Source organism: Kitasatospora sp. SC0581 (genome assembly GCF_048159585.1).
Taxonomy (GTDB): Bacteria; Actinomycetota; Actinomycetes; order Streptomycetales; family Streptomycetaceae; genus Kitasatospora.
This window is the reverse complement of sequence record NZ_JBLRWA010000001.1, coordinates 180421-200749: the sequence shown is the minus strand read 5'-3', so window position 1 is coordinate 200749 and position 20329 is coordinate 180421. Positions and strand designations below refer to the sequence as shown.

Here is a 20329-nt window from a genome sequence, read left to right as displayed (position 1 = left end):
TGCGGGCCGGGGCTCATCCGCCCGCCCGTCGGTCGATCCAGGCCGGTGACGCGTACGTCCCCCTGGGGGCACTTCGGTCGTGCCTGGTACGCGTCGCCAGGGCCCCTCCCCGCCGAGGGGAGCCCCTCGTACGTCGGAAGCGGGACGGGGGGAACGGCGGGGAGGGGCGCACCCTCCTGGAGCGGGCCGCTCCGGACACCACGGCCTCCCCGGCTTCCCCGGCCTCCCCGGCCGAGGCGCTGGCTACCCGGAGCACCCGGGCCCATGCTGGACGCACGTCAGCCGGACGCACGTCCCGGAACCACCGCCAGACCCGTACGGAAGCGAGGAGCGCCCCATGCCCCCCACCCCCCACCAGGGCCATGTGGTCGTCGCCCCCGACAAGTTCAAGGGCAGCCTGGAGGGTGCCGAGGCGGCGGCCCGGATCGCGGCCGGCATCCGGCGCGCCGCGCCCGGTACCGAGGTGCGCGAACTGCCCGTCGCCGACGGCGGCGAGGGCACCCTGGCCGCCGCGCTCGCGGCCGGCTTCAGCCGGGTCCCGGCCAAGGTGGCCGGCCCGACCGGCCTGCCGGTGGACGCCGCGCTGGCCGTCCGGGACGACACCGCCGTGGTCGAGCTGGCGCAGGCCTCCGGCCTCGCCCGGCTGCCCGGCGGCCGCACCGCCCCGCTCGCGGCCGGGTCCTACGGAGTCGGCCAGTTGATCGCCAAGGCGGTCTCGCTCGGCGCCAAGCGGATCGTGCTGGGCCTCGGCGGCAGTGCCTGTACGGACGGCGGCGCCGGCATGGTGCAGGCGCTCGGGGCACGGCTGCGCGATGCCGGCGGGGTCGAACTGCCGCCCGGCGGCGCCGCGTTGCGCCGGCTCGCGGAGATCGACCCCGGCCCGCTGGCCGAGGCCCTGGGCGGGGTCGAGGTCGTGGTGGCCTGCGACGTGGACAACCCGCTGCTCGGGCCGCGCGGCGCCACCGCCGTCTACGGCCCGCAGAAGGGCGCCGACGGCGGGGACCTGGTGGTGCTGGAGGCGGGGCTGACCCGGTTCGCCGACCTGGTCGCCGAGGCCACCGGGCGGGACGTCCGGGAGGCGCCCGGCGCCGGCGCCGCGGGCGGGGTGGGCTTCGCCGCCCTGGCCCTGCTCGGTGCGACCAAGCGCCCCGGCATCGAGCTGCTGCTCGACCTGCTGGGCTTCGACGGGGCCGTGCGCGGGGCACGCCTCGTCGTGACCGGGGAGGGGTGTCTGGATGCCCAGACGCTCCACGGCAAGGCCCCGGCCGGAGTCGCAGCGGCGGCCGCCCGGGCGGGGGTCCGGGTGGCCGCGGTGGCGGGCCGGCTGGAGCTCTCCGAGCCCGAGTGGCGGGCCGCCGGCTTCGCCGCCGCGATCGCCCTGACCGACCTGGCCGAGCGGCCGGGGGAGAGCATGACCAGGGCCGCCGAGCTGGCCGAACTCGCGGGGGAGCGGCTGGCCGAGGAGCTCCTGTCGCACTGAACCCCGGTGCGTGCGCGACCTTCCCGCGCGGTGATCCCTCGGACGTTCCTCCATTGACGTTTTGTTGAAGGCGGGCCTAGGCTCCCGGCAATCCCTCGCCTCCCCCGTGTTCCGACACCCTCGACTCCCAGGTTCCGGAGGTCCCCCATGCCTTTCAGCCAGCCGACGGTGATCCGCTCCCGGCGGGCGGTCCTGCCCGACGGCGAGCGCCCCGCGGACGTGCTGATCCAGGACGGGAGGATCGCCCGGACGGCCCCGTACGGCTCGCTCGCGGCCCGCGAGGGCGAGCTCGTCGACCTCGGCGACACCGCCCTGCTGCCCGGCCTGGTCGACACCCACGTGCACGTCAACGAGCCCGGCCGCACCGAGTGGGAGGGCTTCGCCACCGCCACCCGGGCCGCCGCGGCCGGCGGCGTCACCACGGTCGTCGACATGCCGCTCAACTCGATCCCGCCCACCACCACGGTGGCGGGGCTGGCGCTCAAGCGGAAGGCCGCCGACGGCCAGGCCTGGGTGGACCTCGGCTTCTGGGGCGGCGCCGTCCCCGGCAATCTGGCCGACCTCGAACCGCTGCACCAGGCAGGGGTATTCGGCTTCAAGAGCTTCCTCGCCCCCTCCGGGGTGGACGAGTTCCCGCACGTCGAGGCCGCCGACCTGGAGGCGGCGCTGGCCGAGCAGGCCAGGATCGGGGCGTTGGCGATCATCCACGCCGAGGACCCGGCCGTGCTCGCCGCCGCCCCGCAGCAACCCGGCGTCCACTACCGGGACTTCCTGGCCTCCCGGCCCGCCGACGCGGAGACCGCGGCCGTCGCCCGGCTGCTCGACACGGCCCGGCGCACCGGTGCCCGGGTGCACGTCCTGCACGTCTCCTCGGCCGCGGTGCTGCCGCTGCTGCGGCAGGCCCGCGAGGACGGCGTACGGGTGACCGCCGAGACCTGTCCGCATTACCTGACCCTCGCGGCCGAGCAGGTGCCGGACGGCGACACCGCCTTCAAGTGCTGTCCGCCGATCCGCGACGAGTCCAACCGGGACGCGCTCTGGGAGGCCCTGGGCCGCGGCGAGTTCATCGCCGTCGTCTCCGACCACTCGCCGTCCACCCCCGACCTCAAGCTGCTGCCCGAGTACGGCGGCAGCGGCGACTTCGCGGCCGCCTGGGGCGGGATCGCCTCGCTCCAGCTGGGCCTGCCGGCCGTCTGGACCGAGGCCCGCCGACGCGGCCACACCCTGGCCGACGTGGTGCGCTGGATGTCCGCCGGACCGGCCGAACTGGTCGGCCTGACCGGCACCAAGGGCGCCATCGCCGCCGGCCACGACGCGGACCTGGTCGCCTTCGACCCGGACGGCGGGTTCGCCGTCCGTGCGAGCGGGCTGCACCACCGCAACCCGGTGACCCCGTACGCGGGCCGGACCCTCACCGGCGCGGTGCGCGCCACCTGGCTGCGCGGCCGCGAGGTGGACCCGGCGGCCCGCCCCTTCGGCCGGCAGCTCGCCCGGCCGCAGGCCGACCCCACCCGCTTCACCACCGCCACCCCCATCCCGTCCGAACGCGCCTAAAGGAGAGTCAGTGACCACTGCCGACACCCCGAGTGCTCCCTTCACCGAGCTGGTCGACCTGGCCTCCCGACTGCTCGGGGCGGGCGTCGTCGCCACCAACGAGGACACCTTCGCGGACGCCGAGAACCTGCTGGTCGCCAAGCCGGCCGAGTTCCGCCCGCACACCTTCGGCCACAAGGGCCAGATCATGGACGGCTGGGAGTCCAAGCGCCGCCGCGGCGTCTCCGCCGACCAGCCGCACCCCACCGACGAGGACCACGACTGGGCGATCGTCCGGCTCGGCGCCGCCGGGGTGGTCCGCGGCGTGATCGTGGACACCGCCCACTTCACCGGCAACTACCCGGAGACCGCCTCGGTCGAGGCCGCGTCCGTCCCCGGCCACCCCTCGCCCGAGGAGCTCCAGGACGCCGAGTGGACCACGATCGTGCCGCGCACCGCGCTCGACGGCGACACCGCCCACGAGTTCGCCGTCGCGGACGGCACCCGCTACACCCACGTACGGCTGAACATCTTCCCGGACGGCGGGGTCGCCCGGCTGCGGGTGCACGGCGAGGTACTGCCCGATCCGCGCGAACTGGACGGCCTCACCTTCGACCTGGCCGCCCAGGAGTACGGCGGCGTGGCCGAGGCGGCCTCCGACCGCTACTTCTCCTCCCCGCACAACCTGAACGCTCCCGGCCGCGCCTCCGTCATGGGCGACGGCTGGGAGACCCGGCGTCGGCGCGACAAGGCCAACGACTGGGTGCAGATCGCCCTGGCCGGGGGCGGTGAGGTCCTGGCCGCCGAAGTGGACACCTCCTACTTCGTCGCCAATGCCCCCGGCTGGGCCGACCTGATCGGCTTCGACGCCTCGACCGGGGCCGACCCGGCCGACGGCGAGTGGTTCGAACTCCTGCCCCGCACGCGGCTCCAGCCCGACACCCGGCACCGCTTCCGGCTCGCCGCCGGCCGCCCGGTGACCCACGTGCGCATCAACGTCCACCCGGACGGCGGCCTCGCCCGCCTCCGGCTCACCGGCCGCCTCACCGGGGCCGGCCGCGCGGCCCTCGCGCTGCGCTGGTTCAACGCCCTCCCGGCCGCCGAGGCCGTCGCGGCCCTCACCGGGGCCGGTCTCACCGCCGACGAGGCCGCCGCGCTGACCGCCGCCCGCCCGGTGGTCGACCCGGCCGCGGCCGCGACCGTCGTCCGGAGCCTGCTCGGAAACTGACGACCCGTCGGATCCGCTCGTCGGGAACCCCAGGGAACCTTTTCCGGCGAACGGATCTGACGATTCGTCACCTCACTCTCCACGCACCGCGCTTATCGACACCTGAAGGACCCTCCATGCCCAAGATCCTGACCACGGAGTCCGGCGCCCCGGTCGCCGACAACCAGAACTCGGCCTCGGCCGGCGAGTACGGTCCGCTGCTGATCCAGGACCAGCACCTGCTGGAGAAGCTGGCCCGGTTCAACCGCGAGCGCATCCCGGAGCGGGTGGTGCACGCCCGCGGCTCCGGCGCGTACGGCTACTTCGAGGTCACCGACGAGGTCGCGCGGTACACCCGGGCGGGCTTCCTCTCCGAGGTCGGCAAGCGCACCGAGGTCTTCCTGCGCTTCTCCACCGTGGCCGGCAACCTGGGCGCCAGCGACGCGGTGCGCGACCCGCGCGGCTTCGCGCTCAAGTTCTATACCGAGGAGGGCAATTACGACCTCGTCGGCAACAACACCCCGGTGTTCTTCATCAAGGACCCGATCAAGTTCCCCGACTTCATCCACTCGCAGAAGCGCGACCCGTACACCGGCGTGCAGGAGGCGGACAACGTCTGGGACTTCTGGGCCCACTTGCCGGCCTCGACCCACCAGATCACCTGGCTGTTCGGCGACCGGGGCATCCCGGCCTCCTACCGCCACATGAACGGCTACGGCTCGCACACCTACCAGTGGGTCAACGCCGACGGCGACGCCTACTGGGTGAAGTACCACTTCAAGACCAACCAGGGCATCCGCTGCCTGGACGGCGACCAGGCCGCCGAGGTGGTCGGCGGCGACGCCGACTCGCACCAGCGCGACCTCCACCAGGCCATCGAGCGCGGGGTGTTCCCGTCCTGGACCCTCTACGTCCAGCTGATGCCGGTCGCCGAGGCCGCGGACTACCGCTTCAACCCCTTCGACCTCACCAAGGTGTGGCCGCACGCCGACTACCCGCTGGTCAAGGTCGGCCGCCTGGTGCTCAACCGGAACCCGGAGAACGTCTTCGCCGAGGTCGAGCAGGCCGCGTTCTCGCCGAACAACTTCGTGCCCGGCATCGGCCCGTCCCCGGACAAGATGCTCCAGGGCCGCCTGTTCGCCTACGCGGACGCCCAGCGCTACCGCCTCGGCGTCAACCACACCCAGCTGCCGGTGAACGCCCCGCGCGCCACCGAGGCCGCCAACTACGGCCGGGACGGCCAGATGGCCGCCAACAGCGCCGGCCGCGGCAGGAACTACGAGCCCAACTCGTACGACGGTCCGGTCCAGACCGGCGACGCGACGGCCGCGCCGGTCAAGGTGACCGGCCACACCGGCACCTACACCACCCCGGCGCACACCAAGGACGACGACTTCTTCCAGGCCGGCGAGCTGTACCGGCTGATGTCGGACGGCGAGAAGACCCGCCTGGTCGGCAACATCGCGGGCTTCCTGGCGCAGGTCTCGCGCGACGACGTGGTGGAGCGGAACCTCGCCCACTTCCACGCCGCCGACGAGGAGTACGGCGCCCGACTGGCCGCCGCCGTCGCCAAGTTGCGCGCGGGCGACGAGGGCTGACCCGCCCGCACCGCCCGCACCATCCTCCGCACCGCCACCCTCGCGGCCGCCGGGCCCGTACCCGGCGGCCGCGGAACGGGCCCCTCCTCCCGGGCAGTGGGGGAGGGGCCCGTCGCGTCCGCCCAGGTCGGCCGGTGGGCCTGCACGGATTGTCCACGGATATGTACGGACGGCAGTCGTCGGAGCCGCCGGGTCGATAGGCTGGTGTGCGCCCGCGGTCGCTCCGTGGGGGGACATCGGAAGGGGACGACATGTCGACACCAGCCCCGGGTCGTCACGCCGCGCTTGACCAGGGTCCGACGGGCCCGTTCACCTCCCTGCAGCACGCCCTCAGACTGCTGGAGGCGGTCGACCGCCACTCCGACGGAGCCACCCTGGTGGCCCTCGCCCGGGAGACCTCGCTCGGGCTGCCGACCGTGCGCCGGCTCGCCGAGATCCTGGAGGTCGAGGGCTACCTCCAGTGCCAGGACGGCGGTTGGCTGCTGGGCGGCACCTTCGCCCTGCTCGGCCAGCACAACCGGGAGCAGCTGGTGAAGGCCCGGCTCAACCGCAAGCTCGCCGAACTCCGGGACGAGTTGGGCGCCGCCGTGTACTTCACCCGGTACCACGACGGGGAGTTGTCGGTGGAGGCGGTCTCGGCCGCCGACTACGCCCCGGCCGTGCAGGAGTGGGTGGACTTCCGGGCCACCGCGCACGCCAGTGCGATCGGCAAGTGCCTGCTCGGCCAGCTGGACGCGGACGCCCGGCGCGACCACCTCTCCCGGCACCCGGTCGCCCGGCTCACCTCCCGCACCGTCGTCGACGCCGACCAGCTGATGCACCGGCTGGAGCGGCAGCCGGCCACGGTGCCGGTGCTGGACATCCAGGAGTACGCGCTGGGCACGGTGTGCGCGGCCGTGCCGATCACGGCGGGCAGCACGGTCGGCTGCCTGGCCACCTCGATGCCGGCGGACAACATCCACAAGCTGAAGGCCGCCGCCGAGCTGCTGGCGGCCCGGGCGGCGCCGCTGATGCTGGCGATGGCGGTCTGACGGCGGGGCGGCCGTCGCGCGCGTGACGTCGGGGAGGCCCCGCCGGGAGACCGGTGGGGCCTCCCGCGTTTCCCGCTTTTCCCCACGGTGTCCGATGGCGTCCGGCCGCGCGCGTCGCCCGACGGTGCGAGTCACTTATTAGACTCGATGTCGATAAGGGGTGCCGAACCCCTTGTCCCGATGGCTACCCGCGAGTACGTTTCCCTGGAGCCGAGCCGCCGCCCCCAGGTCAGGAGGGCCTGCCATGCCCCGTTCCACCCCCGTCCCCGCCCTCGCCGCGCCCGCCGCACGCGTGCACGAGAGCCTCGTGCTGGAGCCCCGGGACGTCCGCTTCGACTGGTCCCGGCTGCCGCTGCACTGGATCCCGGACGAGCCGATGGCCACCCACGTCATCAACGTGCTGCACCTGCTGCTGCCCGAGGGCGAGCGGTGGTTCGTCAAGGTGTTCAAGGAGGCGCTGCCGCTCATCCGGGACGAGCAACTGCGCGAGGAGGTCCTCGGGTTCATCGGCCAGGAGGCCATCCACGCCGAAGCGCACCAGGAGGTCCTGGACCACCTGCTCGGCCAGGGGCTCGACCCGCGGCCGTACGTCCGGCAGATCTCCTGGCTGTTCCAGCGCGTCCTCGGCGACAAGCCGGGGCTGTCGCCGGCCCGGCAGCGCGAGAACGTCATCGAGCGGGTCGCCTTCATCGCGGCGATCGAGCACTTCACCGCCTTCCTCGGCAACTGGGCGCTCAACTCCCCGGGCCTGGACCGCGCCAAGGCGGACCCGACGATGCTGGACCTGCTGCGCTGGCACGGCGCGGAGGAGGTCGAGCACCGCAGCGTCGCCTACGACCTGATGGTCCACCTGGACCCGGGCTACCTCCGCCGGGTGCGCGGAATGGCCGTCTCTGGGCCGCTGCTGGTCCACCTCTGGGTGCGCGGCGCCCGGTTCCTGCTCGCCGCCGACCCCACCCTGGCGGGGCGGCTCAAGCCCACCTGGCGGGAGGCCGGCCGGATCGCCAAGCGCGGACTGCTGCCGGACCCGGTCAAGTCGGTCCGCTCCGGGCTGCGCTACCTGCGGCCGGGCTACCACCCGACCCAGGAGGGCTCGTCCAGCCAGGCGCTGGGCTACCTCGCCGCCTCCCCGGCCGCCCGCGCGGCCGCCGGGCGCGGCTGACGCGGGCGACAGCCCCCTCTCCCCCCTCACCCCAAGGACCCCGCCGGATGGACCCGCTCGCCCCGCCCCCCGACCTCTACGGCCGCCCCCGCGCCGACGGCTTCATGCGCCGGCTCACCGCCTTCGGCGACCGCTACTCCCCGGCCCTCGGCAGCCCCCTGCTGCGCCGCAACCCCCGGCGCCCGCTCAGCCGCCCCACCCCGCCGCTCCAGTTGGTCGTCGCCGAACGCCGCCGACCGGCCGCCGACGTCGTCGAGTTGCGGCTCGCCGACCCCTCCGGCGGCCCGCTGCCCGGTTGGCAGCCCGGCGCCCACCTGCGCCTCGTCCTGCCCTCCGGCCGCGAGCGCCACTACTCCCTCAGCGGCGACCCGGCCGACCGCGCCGTCTACCGCATCGCCGTCCGGCGGCTGCCCGAGGGCGGCGGCGGGTCCGTCGAGGTCCACGACGCCCTGCACCCCGGCACCCGGCTCACCGCCCGCCGCCCGCGCAACGGCTTCGCCTTCTGCGCCGAGCCCGCCGTCCTCCTGCTGGCCGGCGGCATCGGCATCACCCCGCTGCTCCCGATGGTCCGCGAGGCGCAGCGGCACGGCCTGGACTGGCGCCTGGTGCACGTCGGCCGCAGTGCCGACACCCTCCCGTACACGGACGAGCTGCGCGCCCTCGACCCGCACCGGGTGGTGCTGCGCACCGACGACGAGCACGGCGGCGTCCCCACCGGCGCCGAACTGCTCGCCCACGCCCCGCGCGGCGCCGCCGTCTACTGCTGCGGCCCGGCCCCGATGCTCTCCGCCGTGCAGCGCGCCCTGGACGGCTCCCCGGCCGCCTCCCTGCACTTCGAGCGCTTCGGCGCGGCCCCGGTCACCGACGGCGAACCGTTCGCCGTCCGACTCGGCACCGACGGCCCGACCCTCGACGTCCCCGCCGACCGCTCCGCCCTGGACGTGCTGCGCGAGGCCCGTCCGGACCTCCCGTACTCCTGCCACCAGGGCTTCTGCGGCACCTGCGAGGTCCGCCTGCTGGCCGGCTCGCCCGACCACCGGGACCGCAGGCTCACCCCCGAGCAGCGCGCCGCCGGCGCCCTGCTGCCCTGCGTCTCCCGGGCCGCCGAGGGTGAGACCCTCGTGCTCGACCTCTAGAAGGAGCTCCGCCATGGCGAAAGCGACCCCCGCCTTCCGCTACACCGAGCGCGACCTCGCCCGCTTCCGCGAGACCCAGCAACTCGCCTACCACTGCGCCGAACAGGTCGCCGCCTGGATCGAACCCGGCGTCACCGAGCGGCAGACCACCGCCGAGCTGCGCCGCCGCCTGGTCGCCGCCGGGGTGCAGGACTTCTTCCACGTCCCCTTCGCCTGGTTCGGCGACCGGACGGCGTTCCGGCACTTCCACACCCCGCTCCAGTTCTTCGCCGGCAACCGCCGGCTGGAGGAGGGCATGCCGTACGTGCTGGACTGCGCGCCCGTGGTGGACGGCTACACCGCCGACATCGGCTACGGCGGCAAGGTCGGCGAGAACCGGGTCTGGGACCGGCTGGCCGCCGACCTGAAGGTCTACCGCGAGCTGATCCTCGCCGAGGTGCGGGCCCGCAGGCCGCTCGCCGAGGTGTACGCCGCGGTGGACGCCCAGATCGCCGCGCACGGCTACGACAACCGCCACCAGGTCTACCCGGGCCGGGTGATCGGCCACCAGGTCACCCGCAACACCGCGCGCGGCCCGGCCGGGGTGAACGTCTTCGGCTTCGGCGTGCGCACCCTCCAGACCCTCGGCCGCGAGCTCGTCACCGAGCGGCTGCACGGCCGTTCGCCGCTCTGGGCCGACGGGCGGTCGTCCCGGCACGCGCCCACCCCGGGGCTGTGGGCGGTCGAGCCGCACATCGGCTTCCGGGGCGTGGGCATCAAGTTCGAGGAACTGCTGGTGGTCACCGAGGACGACGCCTACTGGCTCGACGACGACCTGCCGCACGTCCGCCGCTGGACCGCCGCCGCCACCGAGCCGGCCACCACGGAGCCGACCGCCGCCGAGCCGACCACCCTGGAGGCCACCCGATGACGTTCCCGACGAAGCCCCAGGCGCGGGCGAAGCCCCCGGTCCGCCGCCGGACCGTCCACTCCGGCGGCCTCCCGCTCGCCGTCTTCGAGCAGGGCGACCCGGACGCCCCCACCGTCCTCCTCGTGCACGGCTACCCCGACACCCACACCGTCTGGGACGACATCGCCGCCGACCTCGCCCGCGACCACCACGTGGTCCGCTACGACGTGCGCGGCGCCGGGGAGTCGGCCGCCCCCGCCGACCGGTCCGGCTACCGCCTGGAGCACCTCGCCGAGGACCTGTTCGCCGTCGCCGACGCCGTCAGCCCCGACCGCCCGGTGCACCTGCTCGCCCACGACTGGGGCTCGATCCAGTCCTGGGAGGCCGTCACCGCACCCGGCGCCGAGCGCCGGATCGCCTCGTACACCACCCTGTCCGGCCCCAGCCTGGACCACATGGGCCACTGGCTGCGCCACCGGCTGCGCCGCCCCACCCCCCGCCACCTGGGGCAACTGCTCCACCAGGGCCTGCACTCCTGGTACATCACCGCCTTCCACCTGCCCTACCTCGCCCCCGGCCTCTGGCGCCTCGGCCTGGCCCGGGCCTGGCCGAGGGTGCTGCGCGACCTGGAGCACGTCACCCCGCGCGCCGACCACCCGCAGCCCACCCTGCGCCGCGACGCGGTCCGCGGCATCGAGCTGTACCGGGCCAACTTCCGCCCCACCCTGGGCAGTCCGCGCGAGCGGCCGACCGAGGTGCCGGTCCAGCTGATCACCCTCACCCGGGACCGGTACGTCGGCACCTACCTCTCCGAGGGGCTGGAGCGCTGGGCGCCGAACCTGACCCGCAGGACGCTGCACGCCGGCCACTGGTCGGCGCTGCTGGAGAAGGGAGCCACCGTGGCCGGACTGGTCCGCGAGTTCACCACCCGCACCGACGAGGGCCGGGCCCGCCCCGAGGAGGGCGACGGCCGGCTGGTCGTGGTCACCGGCGGCGGCAGCGGCATCGGCCGGGCGACCGCGCTCGCCTTCGCCGAGGACGGCGCCCGGGTGGTGGTCTGCGACCTCGACCTCGCGGCCGCCGAGCGCACCGCCGAACTGGCCTCGCTGATCGGCCCGCAGGCGCACGCCTACCGGGTGGACGTCTCCGACGGCGCCGCGGTGGACGCCTTCGCGCAGACCGTCGCGGCCGAGCACGGGGTGCCCGACGTCATGGTCAACAACGCGGGCATCGGGCACTCCGGGACGTTCCTGCAGACCACCGAGAAGGAGTGGCAGCGGGTCCTGGACGTCAACCTCTGGGGCGTGATCCACGGCTGCCGCGCCTTCGGCACCCTGATGGCCGACCGCGGCCGGGGCGGCCACATCGTCAACGTCTCCTCCGCCGCCGCCTACCTGCCGTCCAAGGCGCTCACCGCCTACGCCACCAGCAAGGCCGCGGTGTTCATGCTCTCCGACTGCCTGCGCGCCGAGTTCGTCGGCCACGGCATCGGCGTCTCCACCATCTGCCCCGGCATCGTCAACACCAACATCACCCGCACCTCCACCTTCTCCGCCACCACCTCCACCGAGCAGGCCGCCAAGCAGGCCCGCGCCGCGAAGCTCTACGCCCGCCGCGGCTTCCCCCCGGAGAAGGTCGCCACCGCGATCGTGACCGCCGTCCGCACCGGCAGGCCCGTCGTCCCCGTCACCCCCGAGGCCAAGGCCGCCCGCTTCCTCTCCCGCCTCAGCCCCGGCCTGCTGCGCCTCGCCGCCCGCCTCAACATCACCTGACCGGGTGAACAACGGCCGATCGGGCCCCGTGGGGCCTGCGATATCGGATACGGTCGAACCCGATATCGCAGACCCCGCTTCGCTCGGGAGGTTGGTCATGGCCCGTACCGTGATGGACATCAACGACGACCTGCTGGCCGAGGCTGCGGAGATCTTCGGTACGACGACCAAGACCGCCACCGTCAACGCCGCTCTCGAGGATGCGGTGAAGCGTCGCAAGCGCCAGGTCTTCACGACCTGGCTCGAGGACGGTGGGCTGCCCGATCTCACCGGGCCGGTGGAAAAGGGTGAGTGAGCGCTCCACCGAGTGGGTCGTCCCGCCGGGGTCGGCGGACTGAGCGATGGCCGTTTGACGACGCTCCTCCGGGGCTGTGAGAGCATCGAGGCCCATGGAGATGACAACGGCCCTGTGGTCCTTCGCCCTCGTCGTGGGGCTGCTCACGCTCACGCCCGGGCTCGACACGGCGCTGGTCCTGCGGACCTCCGCGTTGGGGCGGCGCCGGCAGGCGTGGGGCGTCGTGCTGGGGATCCAGACCGGGACGCTGATCTGGGGGACGCTGACCTCGGCCGGGGTGACGGCGCTGCTCACCGCCTCGCAGGTGGCGTACGAGGTCCTGCGATGGGCGGGCGCGGCGTACCTGGTGTGGATGGGCATCGGGATGCTGCGCAACCGGGGCGGTGAGGCGGCGGCCGAGGAGGAGCCGGAGGACGGCGGGTTCGCGCACGGCTGGCGGCGGGGCACGCTGACCAATCTGCTGAACCCCAAGGTCGGGGTCTTCTACGTGGCCGTGCTGCCGCAGTTCATCCCGGTCGGCGTCCCGCACTTCGCCGCCGGTGTGGCGCTGACCTGCGTGCACGTCGTGGAGGGCCTGCTCTGGTCGACCGTCCTGGTGGGTTTCGCCCGGGTGCTGCGCGGCTGGCTGCGCCGGCCGGCCGCCCGGCGGTCGATGGACCGGGTGACCGGCGCGGTGGTGGTGGGCTTCGGCGTGAAGCTGGCGCTGACCGACTAGAGCGGGACCTCGGGCCGCTCAGCGGCCGAGACGCTTCAGTCCTTCCATGAGTTCGTCCGCGTTCATGCAGATGTGCAGGTCGACGGTGGCGTTCAGCTGGGTCCAGAACGGCTCGGCGATGGACGGCAGCGAGGCCTCGTCCGGGACGTCGACGACCATGACCATGCCGCGGCTCCCGTTGCGGTTGAGGAAGTAGGCCGCCTCCGGCTTCAGTTGGGCCAGTATGCGCTGGACCCCTTCGGCCATCGTTCCGTCGCTGATCAGCTTGTTCGAGGCCGCGGTGTCGATTTCGACCTCCAGCAGGGCGCGCATGGTGCCCGCTCCTTCCCCGGGCTCGGGGCGAGTCCGCAACTCCAGCCTCCCGCCGCGCCGGTGGCCACGCAACGTGAGCGGTGCCGGAGCCGTTCCCGGCTCAGGCCGCGTGGGTGCGGGGTGCCGGGCCGCCGGCCGCGCCGCCCCCGTCACCCTCCGTCCCCGTGCGCGACAGGTCGTGGTGGATCGGCCCGTCCGAGGCGCTCAGTGGCAGGCAGCTGCCGCCGCGCCGGTGGGCGACGATCTCGGCGGCGACCGAGACCGCCGTCTCCTCCGGGGTGCGGGAGCCGAGGTCCAGGCCGATCGGGGAGCGCAGCCGGGCCAGTTCGGCCTCGGTGAGCCCCGCCTCGCGGAGCCGGGCGGCGCGGTCCCGGTGGGTGCGGCGCGATCCCATCGCGCCGACGTAGCCGACCGGCAGCCGCAGGGCGCGTTCCAGCAGCGGGATGTCGAACTTGGCGTCGTGGGTGAGTACGCAGAGCACGGTGCGTCCGTCGATCCGGCCGAGTTGGGAGTCCAGGTAGCGGTGCGGCCAGTCGACCACCACCTCGTCGGCCTCCGGGAAGCGGCGGGCGGTGGCGAAGACCGGCCGGGCGTCGCAGACGGTCACGTGGTAGCCGAGGAACTTGCCGATCCGCACCACCGCGGCCGCGAAGTCGATCGCCCCGAACACCAGCATCCGCGGCGCGGGCACGTACGACTCGACGAAGCAGGTGACGGTGCCCCGGCCGTGTTCGTCGCAGGGGCGGCCGTCCAGGCCGAGCACCAGCCGGCCGGTGCGTCCGGCCTCCAGCATCGCCCGGGCCCGCACGACGATCGCCCGCTCCAGGGCGCCGACCGTCGAGGGGGTGGGTGAGAGCGCGCCGGCCACGCCGTCCGCGGTGACCGCCAGGGTGGCCCCGACCAGCCCGCCCGCCCCGCCCGGTCCGGCGATCACCCGGACCAGGGCCACCGGTGTGCCGGCCGCGATGTGCGCGATCCCGGTGTCCAGCCCGGCATCGGCCCCCGGCACCACCGGCTGGACGAACACGTCCAGGACGCCGCCGCAGGTCAGACCCACCGCGAAGGCGTCCTCGTCGCTGTACCCGAAGCGTTCCAGCACTGGCTCGCCGCTCGCCAGGGCGGCCCGGCACAGCTCGTACACCGCGCCCTCGACGCACCCGCCGGAGACGCTGCCGACCGCCTCGCCGTCCGCGTCCACGGCCAGCGCCGCCCCGGGGTCGCGCGGAGCGCTGCCGGAGACGCCGACCACGGTGGCCACGGCGAAGGAGCGCCCGGACGCGTGCCAGGCCCGCAGCTGCTCGGCGATGTCCTGCATGGGGGAGGCTCCTTACACGGTTTCGACAGTAGCGGGAGACGCCGCCGTACGGGAAACGATCCCGTACGGCGGCGGTGGCACCCGAGGCGGTCCTGCCCGACGCGGGCGCGAACAGGGCGAAGGCGTCCGGGTGCCTAGTGCACGCCCAGCCAGGACTTGACCGGGGTGATCGCGAAGTACACCACGAACACCGCGGTGAGGATCCACATCAGTACCCCGGGCTCGCGCCAGCGCCCCAGCCCGGCCTTGATGACGGTGTACGAGATGACGCCGGCCGCGACGCCCGCGGTGATGCTGTACGTGAACGGCATCAGCACGCAGGTGAGGAAGGCCGGGACGGCCACCTCGCGGTCGGACCAGTCGATGTGCCGGGCCTGGCTCATCATCATCGAGCCGATCACGACCAGGGCGGCCGAGGCCACCTCGACCGGGACGATCCCGGCGATCGGCGAGAAGAACAGCATCAGCGCGAACAGGGCGCCGGTGACGGTGGAGGCGAGTCCGGTGCGGGCGCCGTCGCCGACGCCGGTGGCGGACTCGACGAAGACGGTCTGCCCGGAGGCGCCCGCCAGGCCGCCGACCGCGCCGCCCGCGCCGTCGATGAACAGCGCCTTGGACAGTCCGGGCATCCGGCCGCGCCGGTCGGCCAGTCCGGCCTCGGTGCCGACGCCGATGATGGTGGCCATCGCGTCGAAGAAGCCGGCCAGCACCAGGGTGAACACCGCGACCGAGGCGCTGATCGCACCCATGCCGTGGCCGCCGAACGCGCCGAACAGGTCGACGTGGCCGAACAGGCCGAAGTCCGGTGCGGAGACGGGGCTGCCGGGCCAGACCGGCACCGAGTTCCGCCAGGCCCCGGCGGGCACGTGGGCGGCCCGGTTGACGATCACCGCGAGCACGGTGCCGCCGGCGATGCCGAGCAGGATCGCGCCGCGGACGCCGCGCGCCATCAGCACGAAGATCGCCAGCAGGGTGACGCAGAAGACCAGCACCGGCCAGCCGGACAGCTCGCCGGTCGGGCCGAGCGAGAGCGGGGTGGGGCCGCCGGTGTGCATGAACCCGGCCTTGTAGAGGCCGATCACCGTGACGAACAGGCCGATGCCGATGGTGATGGCGTGCTTGAGCGGCAGCGGGATGCCGTTCATGATCCGCTCGCGCAGCCCGGAGACGACCAGCAGCACGATCAGCAGGCCGTAGATCACGCACAGGCCCATGGCCTGCGCCCAGGTGGTGTGCGGGACGACCAGCGCGGAGACCGCGCCGGAGACGGAGAGCCCGGCGGCGAGGGCGAGCGGCACGTTGCCGACCAGGCCCATCAGGACGGTGGTGACGGCGGCGGCCAGCGCGGTGGCGGTGGTCAGCGCGGCGGGGTCCAGTTTGGCGCCGGTCGCGTCCGCGCCGCTCAGGATGAGCGGGTTGAGCAGGATGATGTACGCCATCGCCATGAAGGTGGTGACCCCACCGCGCAGTTCGTTGGCGAGGGTCGATCCCCGGGCCGAGATCTTGAAGTAGGCGTCCAGTGCGCCGGTGGGGCGCGGGGCTTCCTGGGGCGACGTGCCGGGTTCGTTCCCGGCGGGTCCGTCCTCGGCGGGTCTGTCTTCGGTGGGGCCGGGCTCCGTGGGGATTCTGGTCATGTCCATCCCAAGTGTCAAAGGGGGTTGGGGTGGGCGAGCCGACCTGACCGCCGGTCAACGAAGCGGCGTAGGGGGACGTATCGACTCACGGGGGCACTCATGAGCAGCGGGGGAGTGCCCGCGGTGCATCAGAGGGTGTGGTGCATCAGAGGGTGGTGCGCACCGCTGCGGGCCCCGGCGTGGGCAGGGCAGCGGGTGTACGGGGACGCCTCCGGGGTGGCGGGGGCGCCCTAGGGTCCCCGGGGCGGTGGGGAAGACGGTCGCCGCCCCGGGGAGGACGAACTCGGGCCGTCAGAGCGGCCGTTCGGTGGTCAGGTGCTCCGGCCGGACCGGGATCCGGTTGAGCGCCAGCCCGGTGGCGTTGCGGATGGCGGCCACGATGGACGGCGTCGCCGAGACGGTCGGCGCCTCGCCGACCCCGCGCAGCCCGTACGGGGCGTTGGGGTCGGGCAGTTCGAGTACCTCCACCGGGATCGGCGGGGTGTCCAGGATGGTGGGGATCAGGTAGTCGGTGAAGGAGGCGTTGCGCACCTTGCCCTCCCGCACGATGATCTCCTCCATCACCGCGAGGCCCAGCGCCTGGGTGCAGCCGCCCTGGATCTGGCCGACCACGGAGAGCGGGTTGAGCGCCTTGCCGACGTCCTGGACGGCGGTGAGCTCGACCACCTTGACCAGGCCCAGCTCCACGTCCACGTCCACCACCGCGCGGTTGGCGCAGAAGGTGTACTGGACGTGGCCGAAGCCCTGGCCGGTCTCCTTGTCGAAGGCCTGGGTGGGCCGGTGGTGGTGCTCGCGGGTCTGCTCGACGGCCTCGTCGCCGAGCAGGTCGACGATGGAGACCAGCGCGCCGGCGCTCTTCGACACCACCTTGCCGTCGGCCAGCACCAGGTCGTCGTGGGTCCAGCCGTAGCGACGGCGCCCCTTGTCGAACAGCTCCCGGCGGACGGCCTCGGCGGCCAGCTTCACCGCCCCGCCGGTCATGTACGTCTGGCGCGAGGCGGAGGTCGAACCGGCCGACCCCACCTCGGTGTTGGCCGGGTGGATGGTGACCTGCTCGACGCCCAGCTCGGTGCGGGCGATCTGGGCGTGCACGGTGACGCCGCCCTGGCCGACCTCGGCCGCCGCGGTGTGCACCATGGCGACCGGCTCGCCGCCGATCACCTCCAGCCGCACCCGGGCGGTGGAGTAGTCGTCGAAGCCCTCGGAGAAGCCGACGTTCTTGATGCCGACCGAATAGCCGACGCCGCGGACGATCCCCTCGCCGTGCGAGGTGTTGGACAGCGCGCCGGGCAGCCGGCGGACGTCGAGGTGCTCGGTGTCCAGCGGCGGCGGCAGCGGCATCTCCTTGGCCCGCCGCAGCAGTTCGGCCACCGGCGCGGGGGAGTCGATCTGCTGGCCGGTGGGCATGAAGTCGCCCTCGGACATCGCGTTGAGCTGCCGCAGCTCCACCGGGTCCATGCCCAGGGCGGCGGCCAGCTTGTCCATCTGCGACTCGTAGCCGAACGCCGCCTGCACCGCGCCGAAGCCGCGCATCGCCCCGCAGGACGGGTTGTTGCTGTACAGCGCGATGGCGTGCATCCGCACGTTGGGGATCACGTACGGGCCGTGCCCGAGCGAGGCCGCGTTGCCGACCACGGCGGGGGAGGCGGAGGCGTACGCGCCGCCGTCCAGCACGATCCGGCAGTCGGCGTAGACCAGCCGGCCGTCCCGGGTGGCGCCGTGTTCGTAGTGCATCCGCGCCGGGTGGCGGTGCACGTGGCCGAAGAAGGACTCGTCCCGGGAGTAGACGATCTTGACCGGCTTGCCGGTGTGCTGGGCCAGCAGGCAGGCGTGGATCTGCATCGACAGGTCCTCGCGGCCGCCGAACGCGCCGCCCACGCCGGCCAGGGTCAGCCGGACCTTCTCCTCCGGCAGGTCCAGCACCGGCGCCATCTGCTGGCGGTCGACGTGCAGCCACTGGGTGGCGATGTAGAGGTCGATTCCGCCGTCCTCGGCGGGCACCGCGAGGCCGGACTCCGGGCCGAGGAAGGCCTGGTCCTGCATGCCGACCTCGTAGTCGCCGCTGACGACCACGTCCGCCAGCGCCCGCACCTCGTCGGTCACGCCGCGGCCGGAGACCAGCCGCTGCTCGTGGCAGATGTTGCCGTACGCGTGGGACTTGTACTCGTGCGGCTCGTGCACGTACCCGTACGTCTCCGGGTCGAGGCACTGCTCCTCGGTGACGATCGGGGTGAGCACCTCGTACTCGACCGCGATCTTCTTCACCGCCCGGCGGGCCGTCTCCGGGTGGTCGGCGGCGACCAGCGCGATCGCCTCGCCGTGGTAGCGGATCCGGTCGATGGCCAGGACCGGCTGGTCCTGGATCTCCAGGCCGTAGTACTTCGAGCCGGGGATGTCCTCGTGCGTCAGCACCGCGTACACCCCGGGCACCTTGAGCGCCTCGGAGACGTCCACCGACAGGATGTTCGCCCGGGGGTGCGGCGAGCGCAGCGCCGTGCCCCAGAGCATGTCCTCGTGCCACAGGTCGGAGGAGTAGGCGAACTCGCCCCGGACCTTCAGGTTGCCGTCCGGGCGCAGCGGCGAGCCGCCGATGCCGTCCTTGGCCGCCTGGTTGATGTTCTGCAGGTTCTTCTGCCCCTGGATGGTCCGCGCACTCACGCCGCGCCCTCCGTCCCCGCGCACGCGCGGGCCGAGGCCAGCCGCACCGCGTCCATGATCTTCTCGTAGCCGGTGCAGCGGCACAGGTTGCCGGACAGCGCCTCGCGGATGTCGTCGTCGCTCGGCTGCGGGTCCTCGGCCAGCAGCGCGTCGGTCTGCACCAGCAGGCCGGGGGTGCAGAAGCCGCACTGGACGGCGCCGGCGTCGACGAACGCCTGCTGGACCAGGCCCAGTTCGCCGTCCTCCGTGCCCAGGCCCTCGACCGTGCGCACCTCGCGGTCCTGCACCTGGCCGGCCGCGACCAGGCAGGAGCAGACCGGGAGGCCGTCCAGGTAGACCGTGCAGGAGCCGCACTCGCCCTGCTCGCAGGCGTTCTTCGAGCCGGGCAGGCCGACCCGCTCGCGCAGCACGTACAGCAGGCTCTCGCCCTCCCACACGTCGTCGGCCTCGACGGGCCTGCCGTTGGCGGTGAAAGTGACCTTCATGCCGCGCTCCTGATCTGCTTGCCGTAGTCGTTCCAGGTCCAGGTGAGGGTGCGGCGGGCCATCACGGCGAGCGCGTGCCGGCGGTAGTCGGCGGTGCCGCGGACGTCGTCGATCGGCGAGGCCGCGGCCTTCACCAGCTCGCCGAAGCGCTGGACCACCTCGGCTCCCAGCAGCTCCCCGGACTCCCACAGCCCGCGCTCGGCGAGCACGCCCTGGAGGTACTCCTCGGCCTCGACGGCGCGGCGCGGTGTGGGGGCGGCCGAACCGATGCCGGTGCCGACGGTCCCGTTCCGCGGGTGCAGGGCGAAGCCGAACGCGCAGACCGCGATCACCATGGCGTTGCGGGTGCCGATCTTCGAGAACTGCTGCGGCCCGTCCGCCACCGGGATGAGCACGGCCCGGATCAGCTCGTCGGCCGCCAGGAGGTTGCGCTTCACCCCGACGTAGAAGTCGTCGATCGGGATCAGCCGGGTGCCGCGCACCGAGGCCGCCTCGACGAACACGTCCCGCCCGGCCGCGAGCAGCGCCGGATGCGAGTCGCCGGCCGGGGAGGCCGCGCCGAGGTTGCCGCCGACGCTGCCGCGGTTGCGGATCTGCGGCGAGCCGACGGTGTGGGCCGCCAGGGCCAGCCCGGGCAGCGGACCGGACAGCTCCGCGATGATCCGGGCGTACGGGACCGCGGCGCCGAGCCTCACCACCTCGCCGTCGTTCGACCATTCGGCGAGTTCGGTGATGCGGTTCAGGTCGAGAATCGCGGATGGCCGGTGCACGTCGAAGTTCAGCTCGACCATGACGTCCGTGCCGCCCGAAACAGGCAGCGCGGTCGGGTACTCGGCCTTCGCCGCGAGTGCCTCGTCCCAGGTGGCGGGCCGAAGGAACTCCATGCGGGTGTCTCCTCAAGTCGTCGCCCGCCGGGTGCCCGGCGGCGTGTCGCCCAGTGAACCGCCGCGACGCGGCCCGCTGGCAGTCACCGATGGCATGAAGCCCCGGCTGTGAGCCCGCCCGGCATCCTGTACGTTCCTCTAAGGAGGAGAACCTCGCAGCCCAGGTGTCCGCCGGGTGCTACCTACGACCGTAATCCGGCCGTGACGCGCGGGCTACGGACCC

The 20329-nt window shown here is 73.7% G+C and carries 17 protein-coding genes; 11 read left to right on the top strand and 6 right to left on the bottom strand.

The window, feature by feature from the left end; genetic code table 11:
- The first annotated feature begins 337 nt into the window (after window positions 1-337).
- The 11 genes from ACLWS4_RS00835 to ACLWS4_RS00785 all read left to right on the top strand — a co-directional run bounded on the left by ACLWS4_RS00835 (window position 338) and on the right by ACLWS4_RS00785 (window position 12818).
- Entirely contained in the window at window positions 338-1480 is a 1143-nt protein-coding gene (locus ACLWS4_RS00835) for a glycerate kinase (RefSeq protein ID WP_416873044.1), read from the top strand.
- 147 nt (window positions 1481-1627) lie between these two features.
- Window positions 1628-3034, top strand: coding sequence for an allantoinase AllB (gene allB / locus ACLWS4_RS00830; RefSeq protein WP_416873043.1), 1407 nt, complete (start codon window positions 1628-1630; stop codon window positions 3032-3034).
- 10 nt (window positions 3035-3044) lie between these two features.
- Window positions 3045-4241 (top strand): allantoicase, encoded by a 1197-nt coding sequence (alc, locus tag ACLWS4_RS00825; RefSeq protein ID WP_416873042.1) that lies wholly within the window; start codon window positions 3045-3047, stop codon window positions 4239-4241.
- A 116-nt stretch (window positions 4242-4357) separates the two neighbouring features.
- Window positions 4358-5818: a catalase gene (locus ACLWS4_RS00820; RefSeq protein ID WP_416873041.1), complete on the top strand. Its 1461-nt coding sequence runs from the start codon at window positions 4358-4360 to the stop codon at window positions 5816-5818.
- A gap of 251 nt (window positions 5819-6069) precedes the next feature.
- A complete protein-coding gene (locus tag ACLWS4_RS00815; protein ID WP_074004310.1) occupies window positions 6070-6849 on the top strand; it encodes an IclR family transcriptional regulator in 780 nt (259 codons plus the stop codon).
- Between the two features lie 244 nt (window positions 6850-7093).
- A complete protein-coding gene (locus tag ACLWS4_RS00810; protein WP_049657802.1) occupies window positions 7094-8011 on the top strand; it encodes a metal-dependent hydrolase in 918 nt (305 codons plus the stop codon).
- 47 nt (window positions 8012-8058) lie between these two features.
- A complete protein-coding gene (locus ACLWS4_RS00805; protein ID WP_416873040.1) occupies window positions 8059-9147 on the top strand; it encodes a PDR/VanB family oxidoreductase in 1089 nt (362 codons plus the stop codon).
- Between the two features lie 13 nt (window positions 9148-9160).
- Window positions 9161-10057 (top strand): M24 family metallopeptidase, encoded by an 897-nt coding sequence (locus ACLWS4_RS00800; protein WP_074004312.1) that lies wholly within the window; start codon window positions 9161-9163, stop codon window positions 10055-10057.
- Window positions 10054-11808 carry an SDR family oxidoreductase gene (locus ACLWS4_RS00795; RefSeq protein WP_416873039.1) on the top strand — a complete coding sequence of 585 codons (1755 nt, stop codon included), beginning with the start codon at window positions 10054-10056 and terminating at the stop codon, window positions 11806-11808. The genes ACLWS4_RS00800 and ACLWS4_RS00795 overlap by 4 nt, the downstream gene beginning before the upstream one ends.
- Before the next feature lie 97 nt (window positions 11809-11905).
- On the top strand, window positions 11906-12103 hold the full coding sequence (locus tag ACLWS4_RS00790) for a type II toxin-antitoxin system VapB family antitoxin (protein ID WP_049654040.1): 198 nt from the start codon (window positions 11906-11908) through the stop codon (window positions 12101-12103).
- Between the two features lie 94 nt (window positions 12104-12197).
- Entirely contained in the window at window positions 12198-12818 is a 621-nt protein-coding gene (locus ACLWS4_RS00785) for a LysE family translocator (protein ID WP_049654038.1), read from the top strand.
- An 18-nt stretch (window positions 12819-12836) separates the two neighbouring features.
- Here ACLWS4_RS00785 and ACLWS4_RS00780 read toward each other — a convergent pair whose 3' ends face one another.
- The 6 genes from ACLWS4_RS00780 to ACLWS4_RS00755 form a co-directional block, all read right to left on the bottom strand.
- On the bottom strand, window positions 12837-13130 hold the full coding sequence (locus ACLWS4_RS00780) for a hypothetical protein (RefSeq protein WP_049654035.1): 294 nt from the start codon (window positions 13128-13130) through the stop codon (window positions 12837-12839).
- A gap of 100 nt (window positions 13131-13230) precedes the next feature.
- Entirely contained in the window at window positions 13231-14445 is a 1215-nt protein-coding gene (locus ACLWS4_RS00775; RefSeq protein ID WP_375873457.1) for an XdhC family protein, read from the bottom strand.
- Between the two features lie 134 nt (window positions 14446-14579).
- Window positions 14580-16079 carry an NCS2 family permease gene (locus ACLWS4_RS00770; protein WP_387969346.1) on the bottom strand — a complete coding sequence of 500 codons (1500 nt, stop codon included), beginning with the start codon at window positions 16077-16079 and terminating at the stop codon, window positions 14580-14582.
- A gap of 291 nt (window positions 16080-16370) precedes the next feature.
- A complete protein-coding gene (gene pucD, locus ACLWS4_RS00765; RefSeq protein WP_198959433.1) occupies window positions 16371-18737 on the bottom strand; it encodes a xanthine dehydrogenase subunit D in 2367 nt (788 codons plus the stop codon).
- Window positions 18734-19222, bottom strand: coding sequence for a (2Fe-2S)-binding protein (locus ACLWS4_RS00760; RefSeq protein ID WP_074004315.1), 489 nt, complete (start codon window positions 19220-19222; stop codon window positions 18734-18736). The genes pucD and ACLWS4_RS00760 overlap by 4 nt, the downstream gene beginning before the upstream one ends.
- Window positions 19219-20106, bottom strand: a complete 888-nt coding sequence (locus ACLWS4_RS00755; protein ID WP_416873038.1) for an FAD binding domain-containing protein — start codon at window positions 20104-20106, stop codon at window positions 19219-19221. The genes ACLWS4_RS00760 and ACLWS4_RS00755 overlap by 4 nt, the downstream gene beginning before the upstream one ends.
- Between the last annotated feature and the right edge of the window lie 223 nt (window positions 20107-20329).